Raw genomic sequence first — 14,109 nt, forward strand, 5'->3', positions numbered from 1 at the left:
GCTCGTGGCGGGTCGACGAGGTTCTCGTGCGCATCAGGCCCAACGGCAACGTCCGATATTCTGGACGCACGGGACAGCATCCTGTTTATGGCGTCTCCTTCCAATATAGATCCCTTTGAGTCCCAAAGCCTGTGCCGCTTCCAAAGCCGTGCTCATGATTCTGCACGCCTTGAATGTGCACAGGAAATGCAACGCCAGCGTAAAGGGCAGGTAAGCTCCTCTTTCATTGTCTATGCGCGGTGCCAGGCGTAAGCCGGTACTGCGCGCGCAAGCCCCCTTTAACGCGACGCCACGGCGTCAACTTTGCCTGACACGATGTCAGGAGACTCAGCCCAGAGGCATTTATGAGTAACAACCTCGACCAGCTCACCGATTGGTTGAAAGACCACAAGATCACAGAAGTCGAATGCATGATCGGCGACTTGACCGGTATCACCCGGGGCAAGATCTCGCCGACCAACAAGTTCATCGCCGAGAAGGGCATGCGCCTGCCGGAAAGCGTGCTGTTGCAGACCGTGACCGGCGACTACGTCGAAGACGACATCTATTACGAACTGCTCGACCCGGCCGACATCGACATGATCTGCCGCCCCGACCAGAACGCCGTGTACCTGGTGCCATGGGCCATCGAGCCGACTGCCCAGGTGATCCACGACACCTACGACAAGCAAGGCAACCCGATCGAGCTGTCGCCGCGCAACGTCCTCAAGAAAGTCCTCAAGCTCTATGCCGACAAGGGCTGGCAGCCGATCGTGGCGCCGGAGATGGAGTTCTACCTGACCAAGCGCAGTGACGACCCCGACTATCCGCTGCAGCCGCCAATCGGCCGCTCGGGACGTCCGGAAATCGGTCGTCAGTCGTTCTCGATCGAAGCGGCGAACGAATTCGACCCGCTGTTCGAAGACGTCTACGACTGGTGCGAACTGCAGGAGCTGGACCTCGACACGCTGATCCACGAAGACGGCACGGCACAGATGGAAATCAACTTCCGTCACGGCGATGCACTGTCGCTGGCCGATCAGATCTTGGTGTTCAAGCGCACCATGCGCGAAGCCGCGCTCAAGCATGACGTGGCCGCAACCTTCATGGCCAAGCCGATGACCGGCGAGCCGGGCAGTGCGATGCACTTGCACCAGAGCATCATCGACATCGAGACCGGCAAGAACGTGTTCTCTAATGAAGACGGGACCATGAGCCAGCTGTTCCTGCACCACATCGGTGGCCTGCAGAAACTGATCCCGGAATTGCTCCCGCTGTTCGCCCCCAACGTCAACTCGTTCCGCCGCTTCCTGCCGGACACTTCGGCGCCGGTGAACGTGGAGTGGGGCGAAGAAAACCGCACCGTGGGCCTGCGCGTACCGGATGCCGGGCCGCAGAACCGTCGGGTGGAAAACCGCCTGCCGGGCGCCGACGCCAACCCGTACCTGGCGATTGCCGCGAGCCTGCTTTGCGGTTACATCGGCATGGTCGAGGGCCTCAACCCGAGCGCGCCAGTGGTCGGTCGTGGCTATGAACGCCGCAACCTGCGCCTGCCGCTGACCATCGAGGACGCGCTGGAGCGTATGGAAAACAGCGCGACCATCGAGAAATACCTGGGCAAGACCTTCATCACCGGCTACGTCGCGGTCAAGCGGGCCGAGCATGAAAACTTCAAGCGCGTGATCAGTTCCTGGGAGCGTGAGTACCTGCTCTTCGCCGTCTGATACGCCGGGCGCGGTGGCCAGCCGCCGCGCCTTCACCGATAACAAGGAGAATTGGCATGACCAGCAACAACCCGCAAACCCGTGAGTGGCAAGCCCTGAGCAGCGATCACCACCTGGCCCCGTTCAGCGACTTCAAGCAGCTGAAAGAGAAGGGTCCACGGATCATCACCAACGCCAAGGGCGTGTACCTGTGGGACAGCGAGGGCAACAAGATCCTCGATGGCATGGCGGGTCTGTGGTGCGTGGCGATCGGTTATGGCCGCGATGAGCTGGCCGACGCAGCTGCCAAGCAGATGCGCGAACTGCCTTACTACAACCTGTTCTTCCAGACTGCGCACCCGCCGGCACTGGAACTGGCCAAGGCCATCGCCGACGTGGCGCCGCAAGGCATGAACCACGTGTTCTTCACCGGTTCCGGCTCCGAAGGCAACGACACCATGCTGCGCATGGTTCGCCACTACTGGGCGATCAAGGGCCAGCCGAACAAGAAAGTCATCATCAGCCGCAAGAACGGTTATCACGGTTCCACCGTGGCCGGCGCGAGCCTGGGTGGCATGACCTATATGCACGAGCAGGGCGACTTGCCGATCCCGGGCATCGTCCATATCGCGCAGCCGTACTGGTTCGCCGAGGGCGGCGACATGTCGCCGGAAGAGTTCGGCATCTGGGCGGCCAATCAGCTGGAAGAGAAGATTCTCGAAGTCGGCGTGGACAACGTCGGTGCGTTCATTGCCGAGCCGATTCAGGGCGCCGGCGGCGTGATCATTCCGCCAGACACCTACTGGCCGCGCATCAAGGAAATCCTCGCCAAGTACGACATTCTGTTCGTGGCCGACGAAGTGATCTGTGGCTTCGGTCGTACCGGCCAATGGTTCGGTTCGGATTTCTACGATCTGAAGCCGGACATGATGACCATCGCCAAAGGCCTGACCTCCGGCTACATCCCGATGGGTGGTCTGATCGTGCGTGATGAAGTGGTGAAGGTGCTCAACGAGGGCGGCGATTTCAACCACGGCTTCACCTACTCCGGGCACCCGGTGGCGGCGGCGGTGGGTCTGGAAAACATCCGGATTCTGCGCGACGAGAAAATTATCGAGAACGCGCATAACGAAACGGCACCGTATTTGCAGAAACGTCTGCGCGAACTCAACGACCACCCGTTGGTGGGCGAAGTGCGCGGCGTTGGTCTGCTGGGGGCGATCGAACTGGTGCAGGACAAGGCCACTCGCAAGCGTTACGAAGGGCGGGGCGTGGGCATGATCTGCCGGCAGTTCTGCTTCGATAACGGCCTGATCATGCGCGCCGTGGGCGACACCATGATCATTGCGCCGCCGTTGGTGATCAGCAAGGCAGAAATCGATGAGCTGGTGACCAAGGCACGTAAATGCCTGGACCTGACCCTCAGTGCGTTGCAGGCCTAAGTGCTAGGCTTCGAGCGGGGGAGCTGCGGTGCTCTCGCTCGAAGGTATCAGAAAGGTTGGCCTTTTCTTGAAAGACCGCCTCCGATCTTGCCAGACTAGCCGCGGTTCCAGTTGTCCGGGTTCGGCCGCTGAACAAAGTGGTTCAAAAAAGAAAAATTTGGAGCATGACGCATGAAGGCATTAGGTAAAAAGCTTGCTGGCAAGACTCTTCTCGCGCTGTCCGTCGCGGGCATGATGGCGGGTGCGGTTCACGCGGACGACAAGGTACTGCACGTTTACAACTGGTCCGACTACATCGCTCCGGATACCATTGCCAACTTCGAGAAAGAGTCCGGGATCAAAGTCGTCTACGACGTATTCGACAGCAACGAAACCCTGGAAGCCAAACTGCTGGCGGGCAAATCCGGTTACGACGTCGTTGTGCCGTCGAACAACTTCCTGGCCAAGCAGATCAAGGCGGGCGTTTACCAGGAGCTGGACCAGTCCAAGCTGCCTAACTGGAAGAATCTGAACCAGGACCTGCTCAAGGCCGTGTCGGTCAGCGACCCGGGCAACAAGCACGCCTTCCCGTACATGTGGGGCTCGATCGGCATCGGTTACAACCCGGAGAAGGTCAAGGCTGCGCTGGGCGTCGACACTATCGACTCGTGGGACGTGCTGCTCAAGCCTGAGAACATCGCCAAGCTCAAGGGCTGCGGCGTGAGCTTCCTCGACTCGCCGACCGAAATGCTCCCGGTCGCGCTGCACTACCTGGGCCTGCCTACCGACACCCAGAAAAAAGAAGACATCAAGAAAGCCGAGGAGCTGTTCCTCAAGATTCGTCCTTCGATCACCTACTTCCACTCCTCCAAGTACATCTCGGACCTGGCCAACGGCAACATCTGCGTAGCGGTCGGCTACTCGGGTGACGTGCAGCAGGCCAAATCCCGTGCCGCCGAGGCCGGTGACAAGGTGAAAGTCAGCTACGCCATTCCGAAGGAAGGTGCTGGCAGCTTCTTCGACATGGTCGCCATCCCTAAGGATGCCGAAAACGTTGAAGGCGCCTACAAATTCATGACCTTCCTGCAGAAGCCTGACGTCATGGCCGGCATCACCAACGCCGTACGCTTCCCGAACGGTAACGCGGCTGCAACCGCTCTGGTGGCAAAAGACATCACCAGCGATCCAGGCATCTACCCGCCAGCCGACGTGCAGGCCAAGCTGTATGCGATCGCCGACTTGCCGGCCGCTACCCAGCGTGAACTGACCCGCAGCTGGACCAAGATCAAATCCGGTAAATAAGCCGGTTTGAAGCAACAACCACTGGCCGTCGTCGCCGCGACGGCGGCCAGCGGATCAATTAAATGACAGGAAGTTTTGCAGGAACGGTTTTTCGAGGGTAAGTTGCGCGCCGGTTTGGTTGCCGGGCAGCCATGGCTGTCATGTAACGCGGGGCAACTTGGGCCCAACTAATTTAGAGGACCTCCACTTGCCTATTTTTTCTTCTTTGCGCAAAGCCCTGCTGGCCACTGCCGGCCTGACGATCGCTGTCGGAGCCCAGGCCGCCGGTACGGTGCATATTTATAACTGGTCGGATTACATCGGCGAGACCACCCTGGCCGACTTCGAGAAAGCCACCGGGATCAAACCGGTGTACGACGTGTTCGATTCCAACGAGACCCTGGAAGGCAAGCTGCTGGCCGGGCGTACCGGTTACGACGTGGTCGTGCCGTCGAACCATTTCCTCGGCAAGCAGATCAAGGCGGGCGCGTTCCAGAAGCTCGACAAGTCGCAGTTGCCGAATTATTCGAATCTCGATCCGGTGCTGCTCAAGCGCCTGGAACAGAACGACCCGGGCAACCAGTACGCCGTGCCGTACCTGTGGGGCACCAACGGCATCGGCTACAACGTCGAGAAAGTCAAAGCGGTGCTCGGCATCGACAAGATCGACTCCTGGAGCGTGTTGTTCGAACCGGAGAACATCAAGAAGCTGCACAGTTGTGGCGTCGCGTTCCTCGATTCGGCCGATGAAATGATGCCGACCGTGCTCAACTACATGGGCCTGAACGCCAACAGCACCAATCCGAAGGACTACGCCAAGGCCACCGACAAACTGCTGGCCGTGCGTCCTTACGTGACCTACTTCCACTCGTCGAAATACATCGGTGATCTGGCCAACGGCGACATCTGCGTGGCCATCGGTTTCTCCGGCGATATCTTCCAGGCCAAGCACCGTGCCGAAGAAGCCAAGAAGGGCGTGAACATCGCCTACTCGATTCCGAAAGAGGGCGGCGCATTGTGGTTCGACATGCTGGCGATTCCGAAGGATTCGTCCAACGTCAAAGAGGCCCACGCCTTCATCAACTATTTGCTGAAACCTGAGGTGATCGCCCAGGTCAGTGATTACGTCGGTTACGCCAACCCCAACCCGGGGTCGGACAAGCTGATGGAGCAGTCCATTCGCACCGATGAAGCGGTTTATCCACCGCAAGCAGTCCTCGACAAGACCTACGTGTCGGTCGAGTTGCCACCCAATATTCAGCGTTTGATGACCCGTAGCTGGACCAAGGTCAAGTCGGGCAAGTAAGGCACAAACTATCCTGGGTTCGTCCGCATGGGGCGAACTGCACTGTTTTTTTCTGGGAGTTTCGTAAATGGCAGTTGCCTCCGGCGCCTATAAGAAAGCCCTCGAGGGCGACCAGACACCTAAGCAGGTGTTGGTCAAAATCGACCGGGTCACGAAGAAGTTCGACGAGACGATTGCCGTGGACGATGTGTCCCTGGAAATCAAGAAAGGCGAGATCTTCGCCCTGCTCGGCGGCTCGGGATCGGGCAAATCCACGCTGCTGCGGATGCTGGCAGGGTTCGAACGGCCCACGGAGGGGCGCATTTTCCTCGACGGCGTCGACATCACCGACATGCCGCCGTACGAGCGACCGATCAACATGATGTTCCAGTCGTATGCCTTGTTCCCGCACATGACCGTGGCGCAGAACATCGCCTTCGGCCTCAAGCAGGACAAGATTCCCAACGCCGAGATTGATGCGCGCGTGGCCGAGATGCTCAAGCTGGTGCAGATGAGCCAGTACGCCAAGCGCAAGCCGCATCAACTGTCCGGCGGTCAGCGTCAGCGTGTGGCACTGGCGCGCTCGCTGGCCAAGCGGCCGAAGCTGCTGCTGCTCGACGAGCCGATGGGCGCACTGGACAAGAAACTGCGTTCGCAGATGCAACTGGAGCTGGTGGAGATCATCGAGCGCGTCGGCGTGACCTGCGTGATGGTGACCCACGACCAGGAAGAGGCCATGACCATGGCCGAGCGCATCGCGATCATGCACCTGGGCTGGATCGCCCAGATCGGCAGCCCGATCGACATCTACGAAACCCCGACCAGCCGTCTGGTCTGCGAATTCATCGGCAACGTGAACATCTTCGAAGGCGAAGTGATCGACGACGCCGAAGGCCACGCGACGATCACCTGCAAGGACCTCGACCGGCAGATCTACGTCGGCCACGGCATCAGCACTTCGGTGCAGGACAAATCGGTGACCTACGCGATTCGTCCGGAGAAGCTGCTGGTCACCGCCGAAATGCCGACCTGCGAATACAACTGGTCGAGCGGCAAGGTGCATGACATCGCCTACCTCGGTGGCCACTCGGTGTTCTACGTCGAATTGCCGAGCGGCAAACTGGTGCAGTCGTTCGTCGCCAACGCCGAACGTCGCGGCCAGCGTCCGACCTGGGGCGATCAGGTTTACGTGTGGTGGGAAGACGACAGCGGCGTGGTACTTCGCTCATGAACATGCGCAAGTTCAAACGACGGCTCAACCGAATAATTCCCAATGGCCGGCAACTGGTCATCGGGGTTCCGTTCATCTGGCTGTTCCTGTTCTTCATGCTGCCGTTCTTCATCGTCCTGAAGATCAGCTTCGCTGAAGCCGACGTGGCCATCCCGCCGTACACCGAGATCTACACCTTCGCCGAGCAGAAGCTGCAACTGCTGCTGAACCTCGGCAACTACGCGATGCTGGGCGACGACGAGTTGTACATCGCCGCCTACCTGGGCTCGCTGAAGATGGCGTTCTTCAGCACGCTGCTGTGCCTGCTGATCGGCTACCCGATGGCCTACGCCATCGCCAGCGCCCGTAAAGAGCTGCAGACAGTGCTGGTGTTGCTGATCATGATGCCGACCTGGACCGCGATCCTGATCCGCGTTTACGCGTGGATGGGCATCCTCAGCAACAACGGCCTGCTCAACGGTTTCCTGATGAGCATGGGCTTTATCGACGAGCCGCTGCAGATCCTCAACACCAACCTCGCGGTTTACATCGGCGTGGTTTATTCGTACCTGCCATTCATGATCCTGCCGCTGTACGCCAACCTGGTGAAGCACGATCAGAGCCTGCTGGAAGCCGCTTCCGACCTCGGTTCGAGCACCTTCAACAGCTTTTGGAAAATCACCATTCCGCTGTCCAAGAACGGGATCATCGCCGGCTGCATGCTGGTGTTCATCCCGGTGGTCGGCGAGTTCGTGATCCCGGAACTGCTTGGCGGCCCGGAAACCCTGATGATCGGTAAAGTGCTCTGGCAAGAGTTCTTCAACAACCGTGACTGGCCGGTGGCGTCCGCCCTGGCGGTGGTGATGCTGGCGATCCTGATTGTGCCGATCATCCTGTTCAACCGCAGTCAGGCCAAGGAAATGGAGGGCAAAGAATGAAACGCATCCGTTTCTCCAGCCTGATGCTGGTACTGGGTCTGTTGTTCATCTACCTGCCGATGCTGATCCTGGTGATCTACTCGTTCAACGCCTCGAAACTGGTGACGGTGTGGGGCGGCTGGTCGATCAAGTGGTACGTCGGCCTGCTCGACAACACCCAACTGATGGGCTCGGTGGTGCGCTCGCTGGAAATCGCCTGCTATACCGCCGTTGCCGCGGTGGCGCTGGGTACGCTGGCCGCCTTCGTGCTGACCCGCATCACCCACTTCAAGGGCCGCACGCTGTTCGGTGGCCTGGTGACGGCGCCGTTGGTAATGCCTGAGGTGATCACCGGTCTGTCGCTGTTGCTGCTGTTCGTGGCCATGGCGCAGATGATCGGCTGGCCGCAGGAACGCGGCATCGTCACCATCTGGATCGCCCACACCACGTTCTGTGCGGCGTATGTGGCGGTGGTGGTGTCGGCGCGTCTGCGTGAGCTGGACCTGTCGATCGAAGAGGCGGCGATGGACCTCGGTGCACGGCCGTGGAAGGTGTTCTTCCTGATCACCATCCCGATGATCGCGCCGTCGCTGGCAGCGGGCGGCATGATGTCGTTCGCTCTGTCGCTGGACGATCTGGTACTGGCGAGCTTCGTTTCCGGCCCGGGTTCGACCACGCTGCCGATGGAAGTGTTTTCCGCGGTGCGTCTGGGCGTGAAGCCTGAGATCAACGCCGTGGCCAGCCTGATTCTGCTGGCGGTGTCGATCGTGACGTTCATGGTGTGGTTCTTCAGCCGCCGCGCCGAAGAAGCGCGCAAGAAAGCCATCCAGCAAGCCATCGAAGAAGGCGCCGCCGATTCGTGGAAGCAACCGGACGTGCGCCGCGCGCCTGCGCCGGAAGCGGCTTAAAGCAAACTCGGGTTGGCCCCTTTATCAAGGCCAACCCAAATCCAACTGTGGGAGCGGGCTATTGTGGTGAGGGGATTTATCCCCGATGGGTTGCGAAGCGGCCCCTCTTTTGATCCTGAAAGTAGGGATTGCTACGCAGTCCATCGGGGATAAATCCCCTCACCACAGGGCACACCCCCACAGTCGGTTTTATGCAGTCCAAGGAGATTGGCGAATGACCTCAACAAAGTTCATCGGTTTGAACCCGGGCTCCTGATCCACCAGCACATCGGTCTTCACGTTGCCGAACGTGGTCTGCGGACGATGGCGCAAGCCGTCGGCAAACGCGCAGATGATGCATTCCTTGAAACCTTCCCCGCGTGGATGCGCATGCACCACCGCCTCGCGCTGGGTGCTGCTGAACGTCGCGTAATCCATCCCCAACACGTCCATCTCGACCCCGGCGGTGACCAGCGCGACGGTCGGCCGCAAGTGCTTTGGCACGCCTGGCGTGGTGTGCAGGGCAATCGACAGCCAGACCTGCTCGATGTCGTCATCACTCAGCCCGTACGGTTTGAGAAACGCCGCTGCCGCGTTGGCGCCATCCACTTCGAAACGCTCGTCGGCACTGCGATAGCCCTCGACCAGACCGAGGTCGTGGAACATCGCGCCGACATACAGCAGCTCCGGGTTGTAGGCCAGTTGCTGGCGCTCGCCGCTCAATGCGCCGAACAGAAACACCCGGCGCGAGTGGTGGTAGAGCAGGTCGGTTTCGATGTCGCGAATGTATTCGGTGGTGGCCCGGGCGAGGGAGCTGTCGGGGATCTTGATGCCGGCAATGGTCGTGCTCATAAGGTGTTTCCTCGTCGAAAACGCCGTCGTGGCGCTGATGGACGAAGTCTGTTCCCCAAGGCACTAAACGGACAATCAACGCATGGCTGCGATCCTTGCCAATCAACCTGCAAATCGTGCCAACCTCGCTTGTTGAACCTGGATTGGCTAGGGTTGGCTCAATCAACAAGGCAGGCACGGCCCATGTGGGAGCGGGCTTGCTCGCGAAAGCGGTGTGTCATTCAACAGATAAGTTGAATGTAAGGGCCCTTTCGCGAGCAAGCCCGCTCCCACAGGGATTTGTGTTTGCCAGGGCATTGAGGACATTGGAGGCTTATGAACAAAACCATCGCCATCGTGGTATTCCCCGGCGTGCAGGCGCTGGATGTCAGCGGGCCGATGGATGTGTTCGCCGAGGCCAATCGTTTTTTGCCGCCTGATGATCACTATCAACTGGAGGTGATCGGCCTCGAACGCGGGCCGATGGCTTTTTCCAACGGTTTGAATCTCAGCGCCCATCGGTACTTCAGCGAAGCGCAGGATGCTTATGACTTGTTGCTCGTCGCCGGCGGCCCGCAGTTGCCGTTCATGGATTTCGGCAAGCCTTTCGACACCTGGCTGCGTGAGGCCTGCGCCCGTGCGCGGCGCTTCGGCTCGATCTGCAACGGCGCGTTCATGCTGGCGCGGGCGGGGTTGCTCGAAGGGCGCACCGTGACCACCCACTGGAACGATGCCGAAGCCTTGGCACAGTTGTGTCCATCGACCCAAGTCGAGGCCGATCGCCTGTACGTCGAGGACGGCGCACTCTATACCTCGGCCGGGGTCACGGCGGGGATCGATCTGTCGTTGTACCTGTTGGCCCGCGATCACGGCGCTGAAGTGGCGCTGAGTGTGGCCAAGCGACTGGTGGTGTTCACCCAGCGCTCGGGCGGGCAATCGCAGTTCAGTCCGTTCCTCACGCCGCATGCGGAGCCGACGTCGGCGGTGGCGATGGTGCAGTTGTATGTGCTGGCCAATCTCACCGGCGACCTGACGATTGCCGATCTGGCGAATGCGGCGAACATGAGCGCGCGCAATTTTTCCCGGGTGTTTGCCCGCGAGGCCCGGGTCACTCCGGCAGAGTTCGTCGAAAGTGCGCGAGTCGATGCGGCACGGGTGCTGCTCGAAAGCACCACGGCACCGCTGAAGACCGTGGCCTATCAGTGCGGGTTTCGCGATGCGCAGCACATGCGCAGTGTGTTCAATCGCCGGTTGGGGGTGACACCGCAGCAGTTTCGGCTGAATTTTGCGTTGATGCTCTGAGAGATGTGTTGAGTTGGCGGGCCCCATCGCGAGCAGGCTCACTCCTACAATTGGAATGCGTTCCCCTGTAGGAGTGAGCCTGCTCGCGATAGGGCCCGTCCGGCTAACCGAGAACTATTGGGCAGCCCGCGCCGGCAACAGCTTCAAGGTACTGCGCGTATTGGCCGTCACCTCTTCCTCGCTGAAATGCGCCTGCACATACATCCCCTCGACGTATTCCTCGGCCTGATCGCCATAGTGGCTGTCGAAGGGCACGCCGCTCTGACCGACCGGGTTGATCGTCAGGCTGTGCGCCGGGTCGGCGAAGTCCACCAGCCGCCGCGTCGAAGGCCCGTAAGTCACCGGCCATGGCGCCGGGCCGAGCTTGGCCGAGAGATTGTTCGGCACCTCGTGACTGCCCGGCGCTGCGAACGGCCCGACATTGACGATGCGGTCCAGCGGCTTCTGTTGCCCCAGCGGATGACCATGGGTCAGGGTGTGTGCCGTGCCCCATTGCCAGTCGGACGTATTGTCGCCGAGGGTCTGTTTCAGGTGCGTCATGCTCGCCTGCCACGCCGCTTTGACGATGTCGGCGCGAGTCTCCTTGTCCGGTGTGTTGCGGTTGTCCCACCACGGCGAGTCCGCATTCGCCGCCAGGCGCGGCAGGGCGGCATCGATCACCCGGGTCGACAGCAGGGTCTCGAAGAAATCGTTGCCCAGCTCATCACGCATCGCCGCATCGGCGAGATCGTAGAGGAACTGGTTGAACACTGTGGCGTTGACCGAATCCAGCGGATAGTCGCCTTGCCACTGCGCCAGTTGCTCGACCAGTTTCAGCTGCGCCGGATCGCTCACCACTTCCCGCAACACCGGCAGCAATGGCGCCAGGGTGCGCGGGCCGTAACCGGTGGTGGTGCCCAGTTGCAGTTTCTGGTTGGCCTCGTTGCTCCATTTCACGCTCTTGTCGCTGAGCTGGCGGTTGAGCTGCTGGCCGCGATCGGCGAGGTTGTAGTAACCGGGGATTTCCATCCCGGTCGGCGACAGCGGCTGGAAGTTGGCCGAGACGATGTAGCCGCGCGCCGGGTTTTCTTCCTGCGGGTTGGCGCTGAACGGGTAGTAGCCGTCCTTGTCTGCCTGATTGCTGCTGCCGTCGAGAATGAACTCCGGCTTCACCCCGGCCGGGCGTTTCGGCAACAGCGCCGAGGCCCACCAGGCAATGTCACCCTTGGCGTTGGCGTAGACGATGTTCAGCCCCGGTGCCTGCACCTTGGTCGCGGCGGCGCGGGCCTTGGCCAGGGTGTCGGCGCGGTTGAGCTGGTAGAAACCTTCGAGGATCGGGTTCGGCGTTTCGAGAAACGCCCACCACATGGCGATCGGCGTTTTACCGGCGGCAGTGCCGAGGGCGTCGTTGACGATCGGGCCATGGGGCGACTGGCGCAAGGTCAGCGTCACCGGCGCCTGGCCCTTCACCGCGATCTGCTGCTGGGTGCTGAGCAGATCGGTCCACTGGCCGTGGTACCAGACCTGATTCGGGTTGTCCGGGTTGACCTTCTCGGCGATCAGATCCAGATCGTCGTTCTGGAACATGGTCAGGCTCCAGCCGAAATCCAGGTTGTGCCCCAGGAATGCGAACGGCACCAGCGCCTGATGATGGCCGTAGAGCTCAAAGCCCGGTGCCGACAGTTGCGCCTCGTACCACACCGACGGCACCGAGAAGCGAATGTGCGGGTCACCGGCCAGCAGCGGTTTACCGCTTTGGCTGCGGCTGCCGGCGATCACCCAGGCATTGCTGCCTTCGAATTGCGGCAGGCCGTTTTCAATCAGCGCCTGCTCGCTGAGGCGGGCGAGGGCGTTGAGGTCTTGCCAGTCACCGGCGGCGAGGGTCGGCGACTTCTTGGCCTGACCTTTGACGAGCACGCCTTTGGGCTGCCAGTCGAGGTCGAAAACATTGAGGTAATCAGCGCCGAGTTGATCGCGCACGTAGGTCAGCAGTGGCTCGGTGCGAAACGCCGCGGCAAAGCTGTAGGCCATGTAACCGGCGACGCTGATGCTGTCTTCGGCGGTGAACGGCCGCTTGGGGATGCCCAGCACGTCGAACTCGATCGGCGCGGCGTGGCTGTCCTGATATTGGTTGATGCCGTCCAGATAGGCTTGCAGGGCCTTCCACGCGGGTGACTGCTTATCGAGACTGGCGACATAACGGGCGGCGCGTTCGCGGATGCGCAGGCTGCGGAACAGTTTGTCGGTGTCGAGCAGCTTCGGCCCCAGCACTTCGGCCAGTTCGCCACGAGCGAGGCGCCGCATGGCTTCCATCTGGAACAGTCGGTCCTGGGCATGCACGTAGCCGAGGGCGCGATACAGGTCGGTTTCGTTCTCGGCACGAATGTGCGGCACCCCGCGATCGTCATAGCGCACGGTCACCGAGCCTTGCAGATTGCGCAGCTCCACCTGACCCTGACGCGTCGGTTGCTTGCTGTAGACGTAACCGCCGATGGCGATGAGCAGGATAACGATGAGCAAGGCAAGAACGGTGAAGACGCGTTTCATGGTGACTCCTTGTGCATGCGGGATTGCCGCCCGTCGGGCTGCAAACAATTAGCACAGACCTTCCGTGCCGTGCATCGCTGTCCTTGAAAAGTCCGGAATGCCTTACTGCGCCAGCACCGGCCACGGGCAATAACACCCGACTGCCAGGGTGTGCGTGGCGTTGACCGGGCGATCTTCGGTCAGTGCATTGAGGATCGGTTCGATGAAGCTGTTGCTGGAGTTGCAGGTCAGCCCTTCACTGTACGGCCCGAAGTACGCCAGTTTGCCGCTGCGATCCCAGATCGCCACCGCGGGGCTGGCCGGGATCTGCTCGGAACCGGGCAATACCGCGATGGTTTTCAGATTGCTCAGGGTGGCGGGTAACTGGCCGTGGGAGCCGGCGCGCTGCACGGCGAAGAATTCCACACCGCGCGTGCCGTACTGCTCGACCATTTCCGTCAGGTGCTGTTGATTGCCGACGTTGCACGGGCAGGCCGGGTCCCAAAAGTGCACGAGACGGATTTTGCCGGGGCCGGCCAGTTCATCCGGCAGGCGCAACGGATCACCGGAAAACACCGCGGTGTGCTGACTGAACGCGCGCAGATAGCGCCCCTGAAACCAGTCGTACGCCGCCCACAGCACCCCGGCACACACAAGCGCGAGCAGGCTGGCAAACAGTGCGGTGCGGTAGGGCGAGCGCATGGTTTTTCGATCCTCGAAGGGGGGCTAGCTTGCCATGCTTGCCGCAACAGATGAATATCGCAGGCCGATAAAGTCTGTTTACCGCT

The 14,109-nt window shown here is 60.8% G+C and carries 11 protein-coding genes; 8 read left to right on the forward strand and 3 right to left on the reverse strand.

The window, feature by feature from the left end; translation table 11 throughout:
- The first annotated feature begins 344 nt into the window (after nucleotides 1-344).
- From ACM6I7_RS13935 to ACM6I7_RS13965, 7 genes are all read left to right on the forward strand, one after another.
- Nucleotides 345-1,703, forward strand: coding sequence for a glutamine synthetase family protein (locus ACM6I7_RS13935; RefSeq protein WP_007967993.1), 1,359 nt, complete (start codon nucleotides 345-347; stop codon nucleotides 1,701-1,703).
- Between the two features lie 56 nt (nucleotides 1,704-1,759).
- Entirely contained in the window at nucleotides 1,760-3,124 is a 1,365-nt protein-coding gene (locus tag ACM6I7_RS13940) for an aspartate aminotransferase family protein (RefSeq protein ID WP_096797600.1), read from the forward strand.
- A gap of 171 nt (nucleotides 3,125-3,295) precedes the next feature.
- Nucleotides 3,296-4,405, forward strand: a complete 1,110-nt coding sequence (locus ACM6I7_RS13945; RefSeq protein ID WP_097089597.1) for a polyamine ABC transporter substrate-binding protein — start codon at nucleotides 3,296-3,298, stop codon at nucleotides 4,403-4,405.
- A gap of 187 nt (nucleotides 4,406-4,592) precedes the next feature.
- Entirely contained in the window at nucleotides 4,593-5,690 is a 1,098-nt protein-coding gene (locus ACM6I7_RS13950) for a polyamine ABC transporter substrate-binding protein (protein WP_098966145.1), read from the forward strand.
- A gap of 67 nt (nucleotides 5,691-5,757) precedes the next feature.
- Nucleotides 5,758-6,900 carry an ABC transporter ATP-binding protein gene (locus ACM6I7_RS13955; RefSeq protein WP_003229245.1) on the forward strand — a complete coding sequence of 381 codons (1,143 nt, stop codon included), beginning with the start codon at nucleotides 5,758-5,760 and terminating at the stop codon, nucleotides 6,898-6,900.
- A gap of 35 nt (nucleotides 6,901-6,935) precedes the next feature.
- Entirely contained in the window at nucleotides 6,936-7,817 is an 882-nt protein-coding gene (locus ACM6I7_RS13960; RefSeq protein ID WP_171061891.1) for an ABC transporter permease subunit, read from the forward strand.
- Nucleotides 7,814-8,704, forward strand: coding sequence for an ABC transporter permease subunit (locus ACM6I7_RS13965; protein WP_027610518.1), 891 nt, complete (start codon nucleotides 7,814-7,816; stop codon nucleotides 8,702-8,704). Before ACM6I7_RS13960 ends, ACM6I7_RS13965 begins: the two co-directional genes overlap by 4 nt.
- A gap of 189 nt (nucleotides 8,705-8,893) precedes the next feature.
- Here the strand turns inward: ACM6I7_RS13965 and ACM6I7_RS13970 are convergent, their stop codons facing one another.
- Entirely contained in the window at nucleotides 8,894-9,535 is a 642-nt protein-coding gene (locus ACM6I7_RS13970) for an HD domain-containing protein (RefSeq protein WP_150370126.1), read from the reverse strand.
- A gap of 315 nt (nucleotides 9,536-9,850) precedes the next feature.
- Between ACM6I7_RS13970 and ACM6I7_RS13975 the strand changes: the two genes are divergently transcribed.
- A complete protein-coding gene (locus ACM6I7_RS13975) occupies nucleotides 9,851-10,816 on the forward strand; it encodes a GlxA family transcriptional regulator (protein WP_414888741.1) in 966 nt (321 codons plus the stop codon).
- Between the two features lie 114 nt (nucleotides 10,817-10,930).
- Here ACM6I7_RS13975 and ACM6I7_RS13980 read toward each other — a convergent pair whose 3' ends face one another.
- Both ACM6I7_RS13980 and ACM6I7_RS13985 read right to left on the reverse strand, forming a co-directional pair.
- A complete protein-coding gene (locus tag ACM6I7_RS13980) occupies nucleotides 10,931-13,342 on the reverse strand; it encodes a penicillin acylase family protein (RefSeq protein ID WP_414888742.1) in 2,412 nt (803 codons plus the stop codon).
- A gap of 102 nt (nucleotides 13,343-13,444) precedes the next feature.
- On the reverse strand, nucleotides 13,445-14,023 hold the full coding sequence (locus ACM6I7_RS13985) for a DUF6436 domain-containing protein (protein ID WP_336838857.1): 579 nt from the start codon (nucleotides 14,021-14,023) through the stop codon (nucleotides 13,445-13,447).
- Nucleotides 14,024-14,109 lie beyond the last annotated feature (86 nt).

The sequence above is a fragment of the Pseudomonas sp. IT-93MI4 genome (genome assembly GCF_949767635.1).
GTDB classification, from domain to species: domain Bacteria; phylum Pseudomonadota; class Gammaproteobacteria; order Pseudomonadales; family Pseudomonadaceae; genus Aquipseudomonas; species Aquipseudomonas putida_A.

Bases quoted from the DNA above. Each gene is read 5' to 3' on its own strand.
- ACM6I7_RS13935 (WP_007967993.1), top strand. From the start codon at position 345: ATGAGTAACAACCTCGACCAGCTCACCGATTGGTTGAAAGACCACAAG.
- ACM6I7_RS13940 (WP_096797600.1), top strand. From the start codon at position 1,760: ATGACCAGCAACAACCCGCAAACCCGTGAGTGGCAAGCCCTGAGCAGC.
- ACM6I7_RS13945 (WP_097089597.1), top strand. From the start codon at position 3,296: ATGAAGGCATTAGGTAAAAAGCTTGCTGGCAAGACTCTTCTCGCGCTG.
- ACM6I7_RS13955 (WP_003229245.1), top strand. From the start codon at position 5,758: ATGGCAGTTGCCTCCGGCGCCTATAAGAAAGCCCTCGAGGGCGACCAG.
- ACM6I7_RS13965 (WP_027610518.1), top strand. From the start codon at position 7,814: ATGAAACGCATCCGTTTCTCCAGCCTGATGCTGGTACTGGGTCTGTTG.
- ACM6I7_RS13970 (WP_150370126.1), bottom strand. From the start codon at position 9,535: ATGAGCACGACCATTGCCGGCATCAAGATCCCCGACAGCTCCCTCGCC.
- ACM6I7_RS13975 (WP_414888741.1), top strand. From the start codon at position 9,851: ATGAACAAAACCATCGCCATCGTGGTATTCCCCGGCGTGCAGGCGCTG.
- ACM6I7_RS13980 (WP_414888742.1), bottom strand. From the start codon at position 13,342: ATGAAACGCGTCTTCACCGTTCTTGCCTTGCTCATCGTTATCCTGCTC.
- ACM6I7_RS13985 (WP_336838857.1), bottom strand. From the start codon at position 14,023: ATGCGCTCGCCCTACCGCACCGCACTGTTTGCCAGCCTGCTCGCGCTT.